19 protein-coding genes are annotated in these 19906 nt (G+C 64.0%); 7 read left to right on the top strand and 12 right to left on the bottom strand.

All coding sequences use genetic code 11. The features are described 5' to 3' along the window. Positions 1–21 precede the first annotated feature (21 nt). Positions 22–945 carry a dihydrodipicolinate synthase family protein gene (locus tag BMW89_RS10005; protein ID WP_092025220.1) on the bottom strand — a complete coding sequence of 308 codons (924 nt, stop codon included), beginning with the start codon at positions 943–945 and terminating at the stop codon, positions 22–24. Positions 946–1050: 105 nt separating this feature from the next. Here BMW89_RS10005 and BMW89_RS10000 point away from each other — a divergent pair, with 105 nt between their 5' ends. Continuing rightward, positions 1051–1914 (top strand): IclR family transcriptional regulator, encoded by an 864-nt coding sequence (locus BMW89_RS10000; RefSeq protein WP_244547565.1) that lies wholly within the window; start codon positions 1051–1053, stop codon positions 1912–1914. A 13-nt stretch (positions 1915–1927) separates the two neighbouring features. Here the strand turns inward: BMW89_RS10000 and rnz are convergent, their stop codons facing one another. Both rnz and BMW89_RS09990 read right to left on the bottom strand, forming a co-directional pair. Then, the gene (gene rnz, locus BMW89_RS09995; protein ID WP_092025214.1) at positions 1928–2830 is read right to left on the bottom strand and encodes a ribonuclease Z; all 903 of its coding nucleotides are present in this window, start codon (positions 2828–2830) and stop codon (positions 1928–1930) included. Between the two features lie 55 nt (positions 2831–2885). After that, a complete protein-coding gene (locus tag BMW89_RS09990; protein ID WP_177195947.1) occupies positions 2886–3659 on the bottom strand; it encodes an alpha/beta fold hydrolase in 774 nt (257 codons plus the stop codon). Between the two features lie 144 nt (positions 3660–3803). Here BMW89_RS09990 and BMW89_RS09985 point away from each other — a divergent pair, with 144 nt between their 5' ends. The 4 genes from BMW89_RS09985 to BMW89_RS09970 all read left to right on the top strand — a co-directional run bounded on the left by BMW89_RS09985 (position 3804) and on the right by BMW89_RS09970 (position 9125). Then, positions 3804–4454 carry a GntR family transcriptional regulator gene (locus BMW89_RS09985; RefSeq protein WP_092025209.1) on the top strand — a complete coding sequence of 217 codons (651 nt, stop codon included), beginning with the start codon at positions 3804–3806 and terminating at the stop codon, positions 4452–4454. Then, entirely contained in the window at positions 4451–5980 is a 1530-nt protein-coding gene (locus tag BMW89_RS09980) for an aldehyde dehydrogenase (RefSeq protein WP_092025207.1), read from the top strand. Before BMW89_RS09985 ends, BMW89_RS09980 begins: the two co-directional genes overlap by 4 nt. A gap of 74 nt (positions 5981–6054) precedes the next feature. Further along, positions 6055–7422, top strand: coding sequence for an MFS transporter (locus BMW89_RS09975; RefSeq protein ID WP_092025204.1), 1368 nt, complete (start codon positions 6055–6057; stop codon positions 7420–7422). A 218-nt stretch (positions 7423–7640) separates the two neighbouring features. Continuing rightward, positions 7641–9125, top strand: a complete 1485-nt coding sequence (locus tag BMW89_RS09970) for an amidase (RefSeq protein ID WP_092026257.1) — start codon at positions 7641–7643, stop codon at positions 9123–9125. A gap of 13 nt (positions 9126–9138) precedes the next feature. On the opposite strand, the gene BMW89_RS09965 is transcribed toward BMW89_RS09970, so the two are convergent. Further along, positions 9139–9744, bottom strand: a complete 606-nt coding sequence (locus BMW89_RS09965) for a TetR/AcrR family transcriptional regulator (protein WP_092025202.1) — start codon at positions 9742–9744, stop codon at positions 9139–9141. Positions 9745–9945: 201 nt separating this feature from the next. Between BMW89_RS09965 and BMW89_RS09960 the strand changes: the two genes are divergently transcribed. Both BMW89_RS09960 and BMW89_RS09955 read left to right on the top strand, forming a co-directional pair. Continuing rightward, positions 9946–11190, top strand: a complete 1245-nt coding sequence (locus BMW89_RS09960) for an efflux RND transporter periplasmic adaptor subunit (protein ID WP_092025199.1) — start codon at positions 9946–9948, stop codon at positions 11188–11190. A 134-nt stretch (positions 11191–11324) separates the two neighbouring features. Then, positions 11325–14513: an efflux RND transporter permease subunit gene (locus BMW89_RS09955; RefSeq protein WP_092025196.1), complete on the top strand. Its 3189-nt coding sequence runs from the start codon at positions 11325–11327 to the stop codon at positions 14511–14513. Here the strand turns inward: BMW89_RS09955 and BMW89_RS09950 are convergent. The 8 genes from BMW89_RS09950 to BMW89_RS09915 all read right to left on the bottom strand — a co-directional run bounded on the left by BMW89_RS09950 (position 14510) and on the right by BMW89_RS09915 (position 19852). Continuing rightward, entirely contained in the window at positions 14510–15238 is a 729-nt protein-coding gene (locus BMW89_RS09950) for a sulfite exporter TauE/SafE family protein (protein ID WP_092025193.1), read from the bottom strand. The genes BMW89_RS09955 and BMW89_RS09950 overlap by 4 nt on opposite strands. A 16-nt stretch (positions 15239–15254) precedes the next feature. Further along, on the bottom strand, positions 15255–15440 hold the full coding sequence (locus BMW89_RS09945) for a hypothetical protein (RefSeq protein WP_244547564.1): 186 nt from the start codon (positions 15438–15440) through the stop codon (positions 15255–15257). After that, the gene (locus BMW89_RS09940; protein ID WP_092025187.1) at positions 15433–15690 is read right to left on the bottom strand and encodes a hypothetical protein; all 258 of its coding nucleotides are present in this window, start codon (positions 15688–15690) and stop codon (positions 15433–15435) included. Before BMW89_RS09940 ends, BMW89_RS09945 begins: the two co-directional genes overlap by 8 nt. Positions 15691–15920: 230 nt before the next feature. Then, the gene (locus BMW89_RS09935; RefSeq protein ID WP_092025184.1) at positions 15921–17039 is read right to left on the bottom strand and encodes a helix-turn-helix transcriptional regulator; all 1119 of its coding nucleotides are present in this window, start codon (positions 17037–17039) and stop codon (positions 15921–15923) included. A gap of 108 nt (positions 17040–17147) precedes the next feature. Beyond that, positions 17148–18266, bottom strand: a complete 1119-nt coding sequence (locus BMW89_RS09930) for a helix-turn-helix transcriptional regulator (protein WP_092025181.1) — start codon at positions 18264–18266, stop codon at positions 17148–17150. A gap of 200 nt (positions 18267–18466) precedes the next feature. Further along, positions 18467–18838: a hypothetical protein gene (locus tag BMW89_RS09925; RefSeq protein ID WP_092025179.1), complete on the bottom strand. Its 372-nt coding sequence runs from the start codon at positions 18836–18838 to the stop codon at positions 18467–18469. A 234-nt stretch (positions 18839–19072) separates the two neighbouring features. Further along, positions 19073–19321 (bottom strand): DUF6894 family protein, encoded by a 249-nt coding sequence (locus BMW89_RS09920; protein WP_092025176.1) that lies wholly within the window; start codon positions 19319–19321, stop codon positions 19073–19075. Positions 19322–19366: 45 nt separating this feature from the next. Further along, positions 19367–19852 carry a DUF3455 domain-containing protein gene (locus BMW89_RS09915; protein ID WP_244547563.1) on the bottom strand — a complete coding sequence of 162 codons (486 nt, stop codon included), beginning with the start codon at positions 19850–19852 and terminating at the stop codon, positions 19367–19369. Positions 19853–19906: the final 54 nt, after the last annotated feature.

The raw sequence follows: 19906 nt of genomic DNA, 5'->3' as shown, positions 1-19906 counted from the left end.
GCCTCGTCGCGCGCACCAAGTCTAGATTGCAGCGGCCGCAAAGGCAGCGGCATCCGCAAGCAGCTCTTTCACTTGAGCCGGCGGCAGGAACTCCAGCGGCGGCCGCAGACGCTGCCATCCGGAATGACCGGTACGCTCGGCCACTATCGCCTTCAGCGAGGCCATCTGCGGGAAGCGCGAGACCAGCTCGCGCGCCTTGACGATGCGCGCCTGCGCAGCCTTGAGCGTCGCGTCGTCGTCGCTGTCGCGAAAGTGCTTGTAGACATAGGCGAGGTCGCGCGCGATGAGGTTGGAGGTCGCGGTGATGCAGCCCGCCCCGCCCTTGCGCAGCAGCGGCAGCAGCAAAGGATCGGCCCCGACCAGGACCGCAAAGCCCGGGAAGCGATCGACCATCGCGGTCATGTTGGCGAAGTCGCCGGAAGAATCCTTGATGCCGACGAAGGTGGCCGGATAGGCCGCGCGCAGCCGCTCGATCAACGCATGCGAGATCGGCTGCGCCGACATCTGCGGGATGTGATAGAGCACGACCTTGAGCCTGGCATCGCCGATGCGCTGCACGACTTCGCTGTAGGACGCGAAGATGCCGTCATCACTGACGCCCTTGTAGTAGAACGGCGGCAGCATCACGACGGTGTCGACGCCGACCGACAGCGCGTGACGCGTCAGCGCGATGGTCTCGGTGAGCGCGGCAACGCCGGTGCCGGGAAGCAGCCGCTGCGGCGCGACGCCGGCGGCTATCACGGCCTCGAGCAGTGCGGTGCGCTCGGCGGCCGAGAAGGAGTTTGCCTCGCCCGTCGTGCCGAGCAGCGCAATGCCGTCACAGCCCTCGTCCAACAGGTAACGGCAATGCGCGATGAAGCGCGCATGATCGGGGGCGAGCTCGGTGTCGAGCGGCGTCAGCGCGGCGGAGAATACGCCATGAGGGTGCAGCGATGATGTCGACAAACTTCCTCCGATCGTCAAATCGATATTGTTCGGATTGCGAACATTTGTTATGATCTGCCACGTTGGTAGGATCAGGCTGCCGCCGCGTCAAGGGCGACAGCTGTCATGGCAGGGCATTCGGGCATGGCCAAGGTCGAAAAGAAGACTGAAAAGAAGGCCGTGAAGCGCGCGGCGGAAACGACGTCGAAAAACCCAAAGAATTACGTCGCTTCGGTCGGCAAGGCGTTTGCCGTGCTCAAGAGTTTCACCAGCGAGGCCTTCGAGCTCACCCTGAGTGAGATTGCCGCACGCGCCGATCTCGATCGCGGAACCGCGTTCCGCCTGATCCAGACCCTGGTCGAGCTCGGCTATCTTCAGGCGGTGCCGCAGAGCCGCCGGTTCCGTCTCGGCCTCGCCTGTCTCGACCTCGGCTACACCGTGCTGTCGCACGGATCGCTCCGGACCATCGTCGAGCCGCTGCTGCGCGGCCTCGTGCCTGATGTCGGCGATGCGGCCTCGCTCGGCATCCTCGACGGCGGCGACGTGATCTATCTCGCGCGCATCGGCGCCGGCCTCGACCGCCACAAGATAGATCGCCGCCCGGGCTCGCGCATTCCCGCCTATAGCGCCGCGCTCGGCCATGTCATGCTGGCGCATCTGGCGCGGGACGAGCAGGTCGCGCGGCTGGAAGCGCGCCCACGTGTCAAACTGTCGGAGCGAACGCTGACCGATCTCGACGGCCTGCTCGCCCGGCTCGATCAGGTGAAGAAGAAAGGTCATGCCGTCTCCGACGGCGAGAACGCCTATGGCTTGCGCACGCTGGCAACGCCGATCTTCGACGCCCAGGGTCTCGTGATCGGCGGATTGAGCGTCACCGTCGATGCGATGCGCATGGACCTGCCGGCCTTTCGCGACCAGGCACTGCCGCGACTGATGCAGGTGACGACCCAGGTGCAGGATATCGCGATCAAGTCGGGATTGTCGGGCTGAGGGCTCGTCGCGACTAGATCACGATATGGTCGAAGTCGGCGGCGATCCGCGTATTCGGAAATATCCTTGCCGCTTCAGCGAGAATCTCTTCGTCCTCATAGCGGCCCGACACATGGACCAGCACGAGCTGCTTGACGTTGTTTGCAGCGGCAAACGCGGCGGCTTCGGTTGCCGTGAGGTGGCCATAGTCCCGCGCGGTCGATGCGTCGCGATCGAGGAACGTCGCCTCGATCACCAGCATGTCGGCATCAGTGACATTTTTCGAAAGCCCATCCGTGGTTTCGGTGTCGCCGATCACGACGAGCTTTTTGCCGCCGCTGGGCGGCCCCAGGACGTGTTCCGGAACAATCGTTTGGTCGGCGATGACGACCGGTCGTCCCTGCGCCAACTCACCGCGCAAGGGACCGTCGGGGACGCCAAGCGCCGCGAGGCGGTCGGACAAAAGGTGGCGGCGTGCGGGGCTTTGGAAGACGAAGCCAAAACTATCGGTGTCGCGGTGGCGGACCGGAAAGCAATCGATGGTGAACTCGCCGGCCTCGATGAACCGCCCTTCGGCGAGCGCTGCGAACTCCACCGGGATCGGCGCCCTGCCCTCGCCCCAGATACCCGCGAGCATCCGGATGACGATATCGAGCGTCTCCGCGCCGCCATGAATGGCCATCACATCGGAGCTCTGCCGCAAGCGCAGCGTCGAGAACAGACCGGGGATGCCGAGCACGTGATCGAGATGACCGTGCGTCAGCAGAATGCGGTCAAGCCGCCGAAAGCCGGCGCCACTGCGCAGCAACTGGCGCTGCGTGCCCTCGCCGCAATCAACCAGCATGCGCTGGCCGGCGGCCTCCACAAGAAGGGCTGGATGGTTGCGCTCTGCGGATGGGACGCTGGCCGAGGTCCCAAGAAACGTCAGGGTGAACATTGCCTATTATCGTGCGAGGTCTCAGGGCTTGTCTGCCCTTATACGATCTGCGCGCTCAGAGCAGAAATCCCTTCATGGCTCCGAGAAACTGCCGCGGCGATTGAAGCTGCGGCACGTGCGCGCATCCCGGAATGATCTTGAGCTCGGCGCGCGGCAATCCGGCGGCCAGCTCATGCGACATCGGCGGAGGCGTCGCTTCGTCGTGCTCACCGACCAGAACGAGGACCGGGACTTTCACCGCGGAAAGTTCTGAGCGGAGATCGAGGCTTGCCAACGCGTCGCACGCCGCGCGAAACACGTCGGGATCCGTCCGCAGGAACGCTGCACGACGATCCTGCATCAGGTCCGGATGCTGAGCCTGAAACTCGGGCGCAAACAGGCGCCGCATCGCGACATCGGTGATCGCTTCCAGGCCTTTCTCGCGCGATGCCTTCGCCATGTTGCGAAACGCTTCGCGGCCGGGCTCCGAGAAGGCAGCACCGCAATCGGCGAGGATGAACTTGCTGGCGATCTCCGGATGGCGGATCGCCATCTGTAAGGCGACGAAGCCACCATAGCCGTTGCCGAGCACGATCGCCGGTGCGCCGGCCGCAGCATCCTTCACGGCCTCCGCCATCCTGTCTGCGACAGCGATGAGCCCGCCCTCGACCGCGCGTGAACCGCCGAACCCCGGCAGCTCCGGCACGATGGTTCGAAACGATCTCTCGAGGTCAGGCACGATCGCATCAAAACTCGCGCGATCGGACAGCAGCGAGTGGAACAGGAACAGCGGCGGCCCCTCGCCCGATTGCGCGGCGTTGACGGTCCCGTTGGCAAGAAGCCTGTCCATGTCCGGTCTTTCCCTAACTTTATCGGTCGTTTGCATGCCTTGGAGGCCCTGACTGATAAATCAACTGTCAGAGAATTCAAGCTTTTAGCCCTTGACGTGAAATATCACGATTGAGATATTAGGCGCCAGGAGACACCAAATAATATGCTATTACGCGAAAACATCTACGATCGTCTCAGGTCTGATATTTTAGCCTGTCGTATTCCGCCAGGCGATGAAATGCGCGAGCAGGATCTGGCCGAGCGCTATGAGGTCAGCCGGCAACCGGTCCGGGATGCGCTTCTGAGGCTGCAGCGCGAGCACCTCGTGACGGTGCAGCCGCGCCAGGGCTATCGGGTCACGCCGATCTCGCTGTCCGACGCCCGCGACCTCCTGCGCTTCCGTCTTGCGCTGGAGCCCGCCTGCGTCGCGGAGGCGATCGAGAGCGCGCCTGATAGTGTTCTGAAATCGCTCGATGAATTCCGCCGCTTCGCCGGCAACCACGAAGACTTCATCGCCTATAACCGCGGCTTCCACACCGCGCTGGCAAATGCGTCCGGCAATCGCCGCATGGCAACGGCGCTGTGCGATCTGATCGGCCAGGCCGACCGGCTGGTCCGCGTCAGCGTCTCCAATCTGAAGGGCCACGATCCGGCAAAACTCGTCGCTGAGCACGTCGCCCTGATCGACGCCATGCAACAGCGCGAGACGCGAACCGCGGCGCGCATCATCAAGGCCCATATCGGGGCCACCGAAAAACGCGTCCTTCCGGCGCTGAAGCGCAACGCCGTCATCGTCGAAGAGAGGTCGTCATGAACATCCCGTCAAACCCAGCGTCGATCGACGTCGAGATCCACGGTAATTTCATCGATGGACGTGAAGTCGAGGCCGGCAACGGCACGATGCTGGACGTCCGCAATCCCGCGACCGGCGACGTCATCGCCCGCATCCCGAACTCGACCGCCGAAGACATCGACCGCGCCATGAAGAGCGCGCGCGCCGCGTTCGAAGGCAAGGCCTGGGGCGGCATGGACACGCGCGCGCGGGCCAGGCTGGTGAACAAGCTCGCTGATGCCTTCGAGGCCAATCTCGACAGCCTGTACCGGCTCGAGACCCTCAACAACGGCCGCCCGATCAACGAGACCCGCGCCCAGCTCTCCCGCCTGCCCGATTTCTTCCGCTACTTTGCCGGTGTTGCGCTCGCGCGCCGCGATTCCGTGATCCCCGTCGAAGGCGCGTATCTCAACTACACGCTCCGCACGCCGATCGGCATCGTCGCCAATTGCACGCCGTTCAATCATCCCTTGATGATCCTGTGCAAATCGCTCGCGGTCGTGCTCGCGACCGGGTGCGTCACCGTGGTCAAGCCGTCCGAATACACGCCGTTGACGACCTTGAAGCTCGCGCAGATCTTCAGCGAAGCGGGCCTGCCGCCCGGCGTCTTCAATATCGTTCTCGGCCTCGGCCAGAGCGCCGGCAAGATGCTGGCCGAGCATGGCGACATCAACAAGCTGGTCCTGACCGGCGGCACCGAGGCAGGCCGCATCGCCGGCAGCGCGGCCGCAAAAGTGTTCGCGCATCAGACCATGGAGCTCGGCGGCAAGACGCCGGTGATGGTGTTCGACGATTTCGACGTCGACCGTGCCGTCAACTACGCGGCCTTCGGCGCCTTCATCGGCGCCGGACAGACCTGCGTCTGCGCCTCGCGCCATATCGTCCAGGCATCGATCTACGACGAGTTCGTCGAGAAGCTGCAGGCCAAGACCCGCACGATCCGCGTCGGCGATCCCTTCGATGCGAACACCCAAATGGGCCCCGTGATCTCCGCCCGGCAGCGCGACCGCGTTCTCACTTACGTGGGCTACGGTCACGCAGACGGCGCCCGTCTCGTCGCCGGCGGTGTTGCCGCGAAGGTACAGGGTCACGACAACGGCTATTTCGTCGAGCCGACGGTGTTCGCCGACGTCAAATCCGACATGCGCATTTTCCAGGAGGAAGTGTTCGGTCCCTTCACCTCGGTGACGCCGTTCAAGGACGAGGCCGACGCGCTGCGGCTCGCCAACGACTCGCCGTTTGGCCTCGCCGCGGCGATCCGCACCCGCGACGTCGCGCGCGCGCATCGTGTCGCTGCGAACGTCAAGGCCGGCATCGTCTGGATCAACGATCATCACCGGCTCGATCCGGCTTCGCCCTGGGGCGGCGTCGACGATTCCGGCATCGGCCGCGAATGCGGCACCGAGAGCTTCAACGACCATTTCAACACCAAGAGCGTGATGGTCGCGACGCATGAGCAACCGTTCGACTGGTACCGCGACACAGCCAATCAGAAGCGATTGAACTAGCAGAACTGCAAGCGGCCGACCGCCCAAAGAAGGCGGGCCGCATCAAACAAAATAACAGTCAAGGGAGAGCGTAAATGTCGACATCGGTAAACGCAGGCGGCCGTCTGGATCGGCTGCCGGTCGGGCCATTCCACCGCCGCATCATGCTGCTGATCGGCATCGGCATGTTTTTCGATGGCTTCGATATCTATATCGCCGGGACCGTGCTCAGCGTGACGCTGAAGACCGGTTTTTCGACCCTCGCCCAGAACGCGGTTTTCATCTCCGCGACCTTCGTCGGCATGATGCTGGGATCGTTCGGTACCGGCTTTCTCGGTGATCGCTACGGACGCCGCTTCACCTATCAGTTCAATTTGCTTCTTTTCGGCGTCGCCTCGCTTGCTGCGGCGTTCTCGCCAAATATGGCCTTCCTGATCGCCTGCCGCTTCGTGATGGGCGTCGGACTCGGAGCGGAGAACGTCGTCGGGTATTCGACGATGACCGAATTCGTGCCGGCGCGAACCCGCGGCAAATGGCTTGGTTTCACGACCGTCTGCGTCGTCACCGGTTTGCCCGTAGCGCTGCTGGTCGCATCCGTGCTGGTGCCGCAATTCGGCTGGCGCTCCATGTTCGTGCTCGGCGGCGTCGGCGCGCTGATCGTGTGGTACATGCGCAAATCGCTGCCGGAATCGCCGCGCTGGCTGGAGGCGGTGGGCCGCACCGCAGAGGCGGAAGCGCTGATGCAGGCCATCGAGAAGGAGGCGGCGCAAGGCCAGCCCTTGCCTGCTCCCGCATCTACCTCGCCGGCGCCGGTATCCGCCGATCTCGGCACGCTGTTCACCGCGCCTTTGCTGTCGCGGATGATCGTCGGCGCCGTCTGCCTGATCACGATCAACACCCTGCTCTATGGTTTCGTGACCTGGCTTCCCGTGTTCTTCGTCAAGCAGGGCCTCTCGATCGCAACCTCGTTCGGCTATTCGCTGCTGATGGCGCTCGGTGCGCCCGTGGGTTCGGCCATCGGCGCGCTGACCGCCGATCGCTGGGGCCGCAAGCCGACCATCATCGGCGCATCCATGGTCACTGTGGCATTGGGTATCCTCTACCCCATGATCTCGGATCCGATCCTGCTGCCGGCCGTGGGCTTTGCGCTGACGGTGCCGATCTACGTCCTGGTCGCGCTTCTGTTCGGCATCTACATTCCCGAACTGTTTCCGACCGAGGTCCGCCTGCGCGCCTCCGGCCTCGTCAATACACTGGGACGCGGCGCTACCATCGTCACACCGTTCCTCGTGGTGTCGCTGTTCGAGACCCGCGGTGTGGCCGGCGTGATGGCACTGATGATCGGACTCTTGGTGGTGCAGATCATCACGGTCTGGGCGCTCGGCATCGAGCCGCGACATCGCAGTCTCGAGGAGATGAAGGCGGAGGAGACGGCATCGCCGGTGCTGAAGGAAGCGTCCTGAGCACAGGCCTGCGGACGCTTCAACACCGACGTCGGGGCGTCGTATTTTGGCGTCATGGCCGGGCTTGTCCCGGCCATGACGACCAGGTGCGACCACCCCGGCCCCGACCGGCGGGCAGATCTGGTTCCCGTTGCACCGCCTCCTCATTCCGCTCCTAAAATTGCATGTTCGGCGCCCGGATCGGTTCGCCGGGACGATGTGATGCAACGGAGCTCGCGATGACCGCAGATGGCGCTGACCTGGACTACGGCTCGATCGGCGCATTGCTGAGCGCCCTGCACGCGCGCAAGATATCCGCGTCCGAATTGCTCGAACACACGATTGCGCGCATCGAGGCGCTGGACGGGCCAATCAATTCGATCATCGTTCGCGATTTCGATCGCGCCAGAGAGGCCGCGCGCGCCGCCGACGCTGCGCTCGGCCGCGGCGGGCGGCTACCGTTGCTCGGCATTCCCGTGACCTTGAAGGAGCCGTTCAATGTCGCGGGCTTGCCGACGACGTGGGGATTTCCGCATTTCAGGGATTTCCAACCGGCGGACGACGCCCTCGTGGTCTCGCGGTTGAAGGCGGCGGGCGCCATCATCCTTGGCAAGACCAATATCCCAATCGGGCTGCGCGATTTCCAGAGCTACAACGAGATCCACGGGACGACGAACAACCCGTGGGATCTTGGCCGCTCGCCCGGCGGGTCCTCGGGCGGATCGGGCGCGGCACTGGCTGCGGGCTTCGGTCCGCTCTCGATCGGCTCGGATATCGGCGGCTCGATCCGGGTGCCCGCGCATTTCTGCGGCGTGTTCGGACACAAGCCGAGCCTCGGCCTGGTTCCGCTGCGCGGATACAGCCTGCCGCCGGCGCTACCCGTCCCCGGGCAGGGCGATCTCGCCGTCGTCGGGCCGATGGCGCGCACCGCCTCGGATCTTGCGCTGTCGCTCGACGTGATTGCCGGCCCCGACGAGACGCGCGACGGGATCGGCTATCGCCTTGCGCTGCCTGCGCCGCGCCACAACGATCTCAAGGATTACAGGATCCTCGTGGTCGATACGCATCCGTTAATGCCGACGGGTGACGCCGTGCGTTCTGCCATCGGACGGTTGGCGCAGCGGCTCGAGCGGTCAGGCGCGCGGGTTGCGCGCTCAAGCACATCGCTGCCCGACCTCGCGGAATCCGCACGGCTCTACATGAAGCTGTTGAACGGCGCGCGAAGCCCGCGCCTGACACCGGCCGCGCTCGCAGAGGCGCAAGGCGTTGCCGCGGCACTCGCGCCCGACGACCGTAGCTTGCAGGCCGAGCGCGCCCGCGGCTGGGGCATGAACCATCGCGAGTGGCTGGCGGCCGACGCGGCGCGCCTGCAACTGCAACAGAAGTGGTATCAGCTTTTCCGAGACTTCGACGCGGTGATCTATCCGGCCGCTGCGGTGCCGGCCTTTCCACAGGACCAGTCGGAGCCGTTCGACGCGCGGCAGCTCGACATCGATGGCAAGCTCCATCCCTATGCCGATGCGTGCTTCATCTGGGCAGACCCCGCTTCCACCTGCGGACTGCCGGCGACCGCCGTTCCGATCGAGCGCACGCCAACGGGCTTGCCGATCGGCGTCCAGATCATCGGGCCCTATCTGGAGGACCACACACCGATTGCGCTGGCTGGGCTGATCGAACGCGAGTTCGGCGGCTTCGTCCCGCCGCCGTCGCTGCTTGCAATGTAATCCGCGAACTGAATCAGGTTCGGTCGGCCGACTGCGCCTCGACCGCCTGCACGGCCACGACCGCCACTTGCCGCAGCGCCTCGCGATCCGAACCCGAAGACGCCATCACGCCCATGCCGACGGACACCGCCGAAACATAGCGCGCAAGCGCGGCGGGATCGGATGTCGGCTTGAGATCGCCCTCCGCCTTGGCGCGAACAAAACGGTCGCGGAGCTGATCTTCGTTCTGGGCGCGGCGCGCCGCGAGCTCGAAGGGGACATTCTCGGAGCCGGAGCCGCAAGCAATACCGCCTTGCACGAGCAGGCAACCGGGCGGATTGGCGGGGTCGGTCTGCTTCTCCGCGATGCCCATCAGCATCCGCTCGGCGACGTCGCGGGCGGTCGGTGCTGCCACCACCTCGTCCATCCAGACACCGCGCAGCTTGGTGTAGCGGTCGAGGGCGGCCTTGAGCAGGCCTTCCTTGTTGCCGAAACAGGCGTAGAGGCTGGGGGGATTGATCCCCATGGCCTCGGTGAGCTGAGCGATGGTGGCGCCCTCATAGCCATGGCGCCAAAACACTTCCATCGCCTGGTCCAACGCCGTCTCGGCGTTGAATTCGCGGGGGCGTCCCATGCCCATGTGCCTGTTCTCCTTGGAATCGGCGTCGTCTCCTAACTTAACGCCTGACCCTATCTACTTGTTCTCGCTTTATTTTCTCTTCCGCCTTCCCATTCTTGCGGTAGGCGGCTACAATTTTCTTAGTGAACGGTACATAAGTATCTTGCGCTGCGATATCCAGCTCCACATCTGTAGTGAACACTACATATCTGGAGCGCGCAAATGCCCCCGTCCCAAAACATCTCTCGCCCGGGCCGTGTCCGCCGTCTTCTCGGCGGCGTCGCCATCGTGGGCGCCCTCGCCGTCGCGGGCTCGATCGCGACCGGCCACTACTTCCGTGCAGCCCAGGCCACGGCAACGGCCGCTGCGGCTGAACAAGCGGTCCCCGTCACCGTCGCGTTGATCGAGCCGAAGCAGACCGTGCTGTGGGATGATTTCTCCGGCCGGCTCGAAGCCATCCAGCGCGTCGAGCTTCGCCCGCGCGTCGCGGGTGCGATCCTTGCGACCAATTTTACCGAGGGCGCGCTGGTGAAATCCGGTGACGTGCTGTTCAAGATCGATCCGGCGCCTTACGCAGCCGAGGTCGACAAGGCCAACGCGCAGCTCGAGGCGGCGAAGGCACGCGTCGTGTTCACGCAGAGCGAGCTCGAGCGCGGCGCGCAGCTGGTTGGCAATGCCGTGGTCACGCGGCGCGACTATGACCAGCGCGACAACGCCAATCGCGAAGCCATCGCCAATGTGAAGGCAGCCGAGGCGACGCTGCAGACCGCCAAGCTCAATCTCGACTACACCGAGGTGCGCGCGCCCGTGGACGGCCGCGTCGGCAAGTTCGAGATCACCGTCGGCAATCTCGTCGCCGCCGGCACCGCATCCCCGGTGCTGACCTCGCTTGTCTCGGTCAATCCGATCTACGCGTCGTTCGATGCGGATGAAGAGGTGGTGCTGCGCGCACTGAACTCGATCGCGGATGCCTCCGGCCAGCGCGGCAAGCTCGACCAGATCCCGGTGGAGATGGCGACTTCAGGCGGTCTCTCGGCCAAGGGCCACATCCAGCTCATCGACAATCAGGTCAACGGCCAGAGCGGCACCATCCGCGTCCGCGCCGTGTTTCAGAACGAGGACGGGCGTCTCATCCCCGGCCAGTTCGCCCGCGTGCGCATGGGCCAGCCGAAGCAACAGACGCTGGTGATGATCGACGAACGCGCGATCGGCACTGACCAGGACAAGAAGTTCGTGATGGCTGTCGGTGACGACAGCCGCGCGGTCTACCGGCCGATCACGCTCGGCGGTTCGGTCGATGGGCTTCGCATCGTTACCGCGGGCCTGAAGCCCGGCGACCGCATCGTGGTCAATGGCTTGCAGCGGGTGCGTCCCGGCGCCCTCCTCAAGACCGAGGTCGCGGCGATGGGGGCACGTAGCCCGCAGCAAGCATCGAACCACAGCAACCAGGACGTGGTGCAACGCTAATTATTTCATTCCGGGCCCCGCGCCCGGAATGACGACGACATAACGACCAAGACATCGCATCTCGATTCCGGGTTCGCGGGCGTGGCCAGCGTCCCGGTAACGGGAGAGCTGTCTCTCTTTGCAGGGGCAAGGCCATGAATCTCTCAAAATTCTTCATCGATCGTCCGATCTTCGCCGGCGTGCTGTCGGTTCTGATTTTCCTCGCGGGACTGATCTCGCTGTTCGCGATGCCGATCTCCGAATACCCTGATGTCGTGCCGCCCTCGGTGCTGGTGCGCGCGACCTATCCCGGCGCCAATCCCAAGGTGATCGCGGAAACGGTGGCTACTCCCATCGAGGAGCAGATCAACGGCGTCGAAGGCATGCTCTACATGTCGAGCCAGGCAACGACTGACGGCGCGATGACGCTGACGGTGACGTTCCGGCTCGGCACCGATCCCGACAAGGCAACGCAGCTGGTGCAGAACCGCGTGCAGCAGGCCGAGCCGCGCCTGCCGGCCGTGGTGCGCCAGCTCGGCATCATCACCAAGAAGTCGTCGCCCGACCTCACCATGGTCGTACATTTGCTGTCGCCGAACGGCCGCTACGACATGACGTATTTGCGCAATTACGCCGTGCTCAACGTCAAGGACCGGCTGGCGCGCATCGATGGCGTCGGCGACGTCCAGCTTTATGGCGCCGGCGACTATTCGATGCGGGTCTGGGTCGATCCGCAGAAGGCCGCGGAGCACGGCCTCACCGCGAGCGACATCGTCAAGGCGATCCAGGCGCAGAACGTCGAGGCCGCCGCCGGCGTCGTCGGCTCCTCCCCGAACGTCAAGGGCATCGACCTGCAAATGTCGGTCAATGCGGAAGGGCGGCTTGCGAACGAGGATCAGTTCGGCGACATCGTGGTCAAGACCGGCACGCGCGGTGAAGTCGTGCGCCTGCGCGATGTCGCGCGGATCGAGCTTGGCGCCTCCGAATACGGCCTGCGCTCTCTGCTCGACAACAAGCAGGCGGTCGCCATCCCGATCTTCCAGGCGCCCGGCTCCAACGCGCTGGAGATTTCCGACCACGTCCGCGCCACCATGGCCGAGATCAAGAAGAACATGCCGGAGGGCGTGTCCTACCAGATCGTCTACGATCCCACCCAGTTCGTGCGCTCCTCGATCGAGGCCGTGATCCACACCCTGCTGGAGGCCATCGCACTGGTGGTGCTGGTGGTGATCCTGTTCCTGCAGACCTGGCGCGCTTCCATCATCCCCCTGCTCGCGGTGCCGGTGTCGATCGTCGGCACCTTCGCGGTGATGCATCTGTTCGGCTTCTCCATCAACGCGCTCAGCCTGTTTGGCCTGGTGCTCGCGATCGGCATCGTCGTCGACGACGCCATCGTCGTGGTCGAGAACGTCGAGCGCAACATCGAGGGTGGGCTGTCGCCGCGCGACGCAACCTATCAGGCGATGCGCGAGGTCTCAGGCCCGATCATCGCGATCGCGATGGTGCTGATCGCCGTGTTCGTGCCGCTCGCCTTCATCTCCGGCCTCACCGGGCAATTTTATAAGCAGTTCGCGCTGACCATCGCGATTTCGACCGTGATCTCGGCGGTGAACTCGCTGACGCTGTCGCCGGCCCTGTCGGCGCTGCTGCTCAAGGGGCACAACGAGCCGAAGGACCGGCTGACGCTGATCATGGAAAAGGGCCTCGGCTGGTTCTTCCGCGGCTTCAACAAAGCGTTCACGCGCTCCTCGGAGAATTACAGCGGCACCGTCACCAAGGTGATCTCAGGCAAGGCGGCCGTGATGGGCCTCTATGTGGTGCTGGTCGGCCTGACCGTCTTCCTGTTCCAGCAGGTGCCTGGTGGATTCGTGCCGGGGCAGGACAAGCAATATCTCGTTGGCTTCTCGCGGCTCCCCGATGGTGCAGCGCTCGACCGCACCGAAGAGGTGATCCGCAAGATGAGCGACGTCGCGCTGACCCAGCCCGGTGTCGAGAGTTCGGTCGCCTTCCCTGGCCTGTCGATCGCCGGCTTCACCAACTCGTCCAACGCCGGCATCGTGTTCTCGACGCTGAAACCGTTCGACGAGCGCAAGGGTCCGGAATTGAGTGGGAATGCCATCGCGGCCGACCTCAACAAGAAGTATGCCGGCATCCAGGAGGCGTTCATCGCCATGTTCCCGCCGCCGCCAGTCAACGGCCTCGGCACCATCGGCGGCTTCAAGCTGCAGATCGAGGATCGTGCCGGTCTTGGCTATGAGGCGCTGAACGAAGCCACCAAAGCGTTCACGGCGGCGATGCAGAAGGCGCCGGAGATTGCCGGTGTATTCTCGAGTTTTCAGGTCAACGTGCCGCAACTGTTCGCCGACATTGACCGCACCAAGGCGCTCCAGCTCGGCGTGCCCGTGACGGAGGTCTTCAACACGCTGCAGATCTATCTGGGCTCCTACTACGTCAACGACTTCAACAAGTTTGGTCGCACCTACTCCGTCTATGTCCAGGCCGACGCCCCATTCCGCGCGCGGGCCGACGACATCAGGCAGTTGAAGGTCCGTTCGTCCTCGGGCGACATGGTGCCGCTGTCGGCGCTGTTGACGATCCGCCAGAGTGCAGGCCCCGAGCGTGCGATCCGCTACAACGGTTTCCTGTCGTCCGACATCAATGCGGCCGCAGCGCCCGGCTTTTCATCGGGCCAGGCACAGGAAGTCGCAACGCGGATCGCGGCGGAGACGTTGCCGCCGGGCTTTGCCTTCGAGTGGACCGACCTGACCTATCAGGAGTTCATCGCCGGCAATTCCGGCTTGTGGGTGTTCCCGCTGGCGATCCTGCTGGTGTTTCTGGTGCTGGCCGCGCTCTATGAGAGCCTGACCCTGCCGCTCTCGATCATCATGATCGTGCCGATGGGCCTGCTGGCGGCGATGTTCGGCGTCTGGATATCCAAGGGCGACAACAACGTCTTCACCCAGATCGGATTGATCGTTCTCGTGGGGCTCTCGGCCAAGAACGCCATCCTGATCGTCGAATTCGCGCGCGAGCTGGAATTCGCCGGACGCACGCCGATCCGGGCCGCCATCGAGGCGAGCCGGTTGCGGCTTCGCCCGATCCTGATGACGTCGATGGCGTTCATCATGGGCGTGCTGCCGCTGGTGCTCTCGACCGGCGCCGGCTCGGAGATGCGGCGGGCGATGGGCGTCGCCGTGTTCTCCGGCATGATCGGCGTCACCGTGTTCGGCCTATTCCTGACACCGGTGTTCTATGTGCTGCTGCGAACCGTCACCGGCATGAAGCCGCTGGTGCATCACGGCAGTGACACCAGCGCGGCACCGGTGCAGGGCGCAAGTCACTAGACCAGGGAAATCCCCGAGAGCAGCAACAGAACGAGCACGGTCTTGCGAAAGACCGTCTCGTTGACCCGGTGAAAGGCGATCACGCCGAGCGCGGAGCCTGCGAACAACGCCGGCAGGCTGATCGCGAGGTCGACGAACACCTTTGACGAGAGGTCCTGGTGTCCGACCAATAGCGTGATCGCAAAGATCTGCATCGCGGCGATGAACGGCTGCACCAGGCCGCGCTGCTCGCTCTTGGGCATGCCGCGCATGTCGCACCAAATGGTCGGGATCGCGCCCGGCATCGCGGTGAGCCCGCCGACCAGCCCTCCTCCGAACCCGATCAGCGCGACCCAATGACGGCCGACGGCTACACTGGCCGTCACCAGCGTCGGCCGCAGCAGCATGTAAGCCGCATACAATGCGACGATGATGCCAAAACCGCGCCGAAGCAGATGCGTGTCCGTGGACTGGAGCAGCGACACCGCAATGGGGACGCCGATCAATCCGCCGACGATCAGCAGCAGACTGCCCTCCCAGCGAATGTTACGCCGAAGCGCCCACAAATTGGTCGCCTGCACGCCGATGCTGCACGCCATCATCAGCGGCACAGCCTCCAGCGGCTGAAACACCCGGAGCAGGATGGCGCCGGCGACTGCGGAGAAGGCGAAGCCCGAGAGACCCGAGACGAAAGCCCCGGCAAACACGGCGACGCTGAGCAGAAGACTTGTTGCGATATCCGGCACGATGCGTCCTTTCGGATCAATCGTAATGCAATTGTGGGACGGGAACCTCGACGCTGCCGTTGCAGAGCACAGGCTCACTCCCGCTTACCTGCGACGGCGAGGCCGGCTGTGCGTGAGACCGCTCCAGCATCGCGAGCCCGACCAGCTGAAGCGCGACAAGTGCGGCGGTCAGCGCGACCGCGACGATGTTGGCGTTACGCACGTTCGAACGCGGGGTGGCCGGCCGCGCGCTCGCGCGCATCAAATCCGTGGGCATGTCCTGAAATTTCCTCTTCGTTGCTGGCCGGAATGATTTCATTCAAAGGCAATGTTTCGTGCGGCTGCTCCAGCAGATGGCGATAGCGCTGCAACGCGCGTCGCGCATCGATCTCGCGCTGCGCGCGGAACGCCGCTCCTACCCGCGCGACGATGCTGCGGAACTCGCCTGCCAAATTCGGGAACCTCGTTCGCATGACAATCTCCTTTCAACCTGTACGCGAGATTGACGGGATTCAGTTTCGCTTGCAGTGAGTTGCTTCACACAAAGACCTGATGCATCGAACAAGTGATCGTGTGACGTCTCGTAAGTGAGAACGCCGAAAGTCGCGTCATTCAATCGAATGATGCGCGATAACTTTCTAATGATGCTTTTGTTTGAACCTATTGCGAGCTGAAGCGACTCGCTGCGCGCGTCGAAGGCGCGTCAGTGCACGAGTGGATTGGAGAATCCGGCTGCGAGCTTGACGAGATCCGCTTGACGGGACACGCCGGTCTTGGCGTAGACCCGATGCAGGTGCGTCTTCACCGTCGTCTCGGCGATGCCGAGCGCGATCGCCGTCTCCGGCACGCCGCCGATATCGACGATCGATTGCAGAACCCTGAGTTCCGCAGGCGTGAGTTCGAACGTGCGGTCGATGACGCCGGCACAGGAGCGGCCGTCGAGCTCCGCCTTCCAGATGAACAGAGCGCCGACGGCGGACGTGCGCTCCACCGCGCCTCCACGCAGCAGCGACGGCAGCGCGATGATTTGCGCGACGTAGTAGGCCCCGTCATGCGACATCAGCGGGATCTTCCGCCCCGAATCCGCCGCCAGGGCAACCTCCCCGGCGTCGCGGAAGATTGCGCGCAGCGCTGAACTCGCCGCAGTGGACCTTGCCACCAGCCGGCCTGCGACTGACCGCAGGACATCGTCGGCGGCCAAAATCGTCTCCGCGGCCGGATTGCTGTGGACGATATGACAGGCCTTATCGAGCAGGATGACGCCGGCATTCAACCGGTCGACGACATCGGCGAGCGCAATCGCCCGCTGCTGCTTGCGCTCGATCGCCTTGTTGATCAGCAGCGCCCGGCTCGCATGCGGCACCAGGCACTGCATCCGCGCGCGCTGTTCCACGTCGAGCATCTGCCGGCCCGGGATCACGGTCAGCAACATCGGACAGGGCGACTTCGACTGCTCCAGCACTACGTTGGCGACATCGACGCAGCCCTGCGGGCGCAGCCATTCCTGATAGAAGCGGCCGCGGCGATACTCATCAAAATCCACGAGATCGGGGATGTTGCGCACCTCGCCGTACCGCGGCAACCGCGCCAGCGGATCGTACTGCGCGTAGGTCTCGGCATAGAGCTGGATGTAGTGCGGATCGACGCCGCAGTAATAATGCGTCGCGCCTGATTTGCTGATCGGGTCCTTCGAGATCAGGCCGCAGGCCTGGCTGCCGACGAACGCGTTGAGCATGACGACGACATCGCCCCACAACTCAGGGTGGAGACCGGCGTCATAGATGTTCTCGATCAACTCGGACTGTTTGGGAGGTCGGGGCATCGGAAGAACCAATGGTCACATGGAGACAGCGAAATGTTCTTCGTGCCCGGCGGCTTCTGTGAGTCGATCACGGAAGCAAAAGGTTCAACTCCGGCGGCGATTCAGCGATCAATGGACCAGCGGATTGGAGAATCCCGCCGCGAGCTTGACGAGATCGGCCTGCCGGGACACGCCGGTCTTGGCAAAGACGCGATGCAGATGCGTCTTCGCCGTCGATTCCGCTATTCCCAGCGCTGCCGCCGTCTCCGGAACACCGCCGACCTCGACGATCGAGAGGAACACGCGCAGCTCTGCCGGCGTCAGATCGAAGGTTCGCGCGATCAAATCGCCATAGGACTGCCCGCCGAGCGACACCTTGCGCAGCAACAGCGCACCGACGGCGTCGACCACCCGTTCGCTGCCATTGCGCAGCACGGACGACAGCGGCAAAATATGCGCGACGTAGCGCTCGCCTGTTGGTGAAAGCAGCGGAATCGCGTTGCCTCGTGCAGCGAGCAGGACAATGTCACTGCGGGTCGCAAATGCTTCGCGCAGCGCCTGATTGGTCTCTGGGCTGCAGGTCACCAGCTGTCCTGCGACGGAGCGAACCACATCGTCGGACGCGAGTAAGGCATGGCCCGCGGAATTGGCATGCACCAGCCGGCACGCCGCATCGAGCAGGAAGATGCCGGATGCCAGATTGTCCAGGACGTCGGCCAGCGCCGTCGCCAGGGTCAATTTCGAGTCGATCGCGCGGTTGATCAGCAGTGCGCGGCTGGCATGCGGGACGATCAGCGAGAGACGATGCTTCATCGCGGCATCGACCATGCGCCGGCCCGACAGCACCGTCATCATCACCGGGCAGCTCACATTCGACTTGTCGAGCACGACGTTGGCCGCATCGCTGCAGCCCTGCGGTCGCATCCATTCCTGGTAGAAGCGGCCGCGCCGATACTCATCGAAATTGACGAGCTCCGGAATGCTGACGATCCGGCCGTGTGGTGGCAGCACCGTGAGCGGATCGAATTTCGAATGGGTCTCGGAATAGAGCTGGATGTAGTGCGGGTCCGCCCCGCAATAATAGTGGGTGACGCCGAACTTGCTGATCGAATCCTTGGAAAACAGCCCGCAGGCCTGCCCGCCGACGAAATCGCGGATGCCGGTGACGACGTTGTTCCACAGCGAGGGATCGAGCCCCGCATCATAGATGGACTCGACCAGTTCCGGCAGTTTCCGAGGTCCGTGCATGGCTTCAAATGGCCTGAGTGATCAAGATCACCAAGCCTAACACAGCCAGAGCATGCGGCATCCTCCGATCGGATGAGACGCCGGCCGGGCGGATGGAGCCCGGCCGGCGGGCATCGCGGTCAAGCCGCCGGGGCTGATGCCGGCTTAGAACGCGACGCGAACACCCCCTTTGGCCGTAGCGGTGCGGCTCTGGTTGGACATCACCATGCCCTCGGCCGCGCCGAACACCGACACGTTCTGGCTGGTGCGGTAGTCGAGGCCGCGAAAATACCGGTCGTACCGATGATGGTGCCGGTGTTGGTCAAATCGGCCGTGGACGCGACGAGCCCGGCGTCGCTGTTGCCCGTCGCCTGAAGCAGGCCGGTGTTTGTCACGTTGGCCGCATTTATGTTGATGGCTGCCTCACGTCCGGTAATCGTTCCGGAATTGTTGATGTTTCCGATATCCGCGGTGATCCCTTGGCCTCCCGTAATGTTACCAGCATTGTCGAGGTCGACCGTCTTGGCGGCGTCCTGAAACGAAATCGCGATCGCTACTCCGGTGATTGCGCCGGTGTTACTTGCGATCGTCACCGTTACGGCGTTGATTGCAGTCCCCGATCGACGCCTTCCCCAGTGGGCACGCAGGCTTATTGCGCGGGCCTCCTCCGATCGGAGGAAACCAGCGCAGCGACGTGTGAATCGCCAATCGCTAAGGTAGAGGGACGACCGTCATCCGACTTGGACGGCTGCGACCGGGGTTCGTCTCAGAGCGAACTGACGCTCTTTCGCTCACCACTGATGCAGAGTTGCGACACGTCGGCGCGCTCACGCCTGGTCCCAACCTGCCTTCTCGGCGCTCTCAGCCCAGACCGCGGCGCGATAGATCTCGCGCCCGCCGGCATCCCGCACGCGAATCCAGGCATCGCGATCGCGGAGATCGTCACGCCAGACGAACAGATGCCGCGCCATCTCGTCGGCCACGACGAATGTCGCCTTGGCTTGCTCGAAGATCATGCCGCCCGGGTCGATCTTCACGACGTTGTCGACCAGGAGATCAAAGAAGAAACGGCGCATTCCAAACTCCAACTCTCGACGCCGCGCGCAAAGCGACGTCATGACTTACTCCGCGCGCCAGAAGACGTAGTCGGCCGAATACGGCGCACTGCGATAGCTGCCCGCCTGATCGCAGGGTCCGCGCGCCAGACCGCCTTGCGTGTTGATGCGCTGGACGTGGGTGACGCCGTAGAACAGGCCGTTGCCAGTTTGTGCGATGACCTTGAACTTCAGCCACGGCAGATCATCCGCAGTGCGGCCCGCGGTCCGGGCAACGATCCCCGCCTTCACCGAGCTGCCGTCCTTGTGCTCCCAGACCAGCGTGGTGCTATCGACAGTCTCCCAATGCAGCGCCGCATAATGGCGGCCGACCGACTTGCTTCCATCCATCAGGATCGCGGCCGGCTCACGCGGCTGCCAGACCAGCTGTTTCGCAGCGTCGGGTAGGCATTCGTAGATCTGCGCACCCTCTGCATGGAGCGCGATGCCCGGGATCTCGCCGGGAACCCTGATCTCGTCAGGCGTTCCCGCAAGGGCCGACGACCCACACACAACGCCTGCAAGAATGAGACTGCGGCAAAACCACTGCGCTACGGCCATGACTCT

Origin of the sequence: Bradyrhizobium sp. OK095, from assembly GCF_900109945.1 — a bacterium.
GTDB lineage: Bacteria > Pseudomonadota > Alphaproteobacteria > Rhizobiales > Xanthobacteraceae > Bradyrhizobium.
This window is presented reverse-complemented; position numbering and strand designations above follow the sequence as displayed.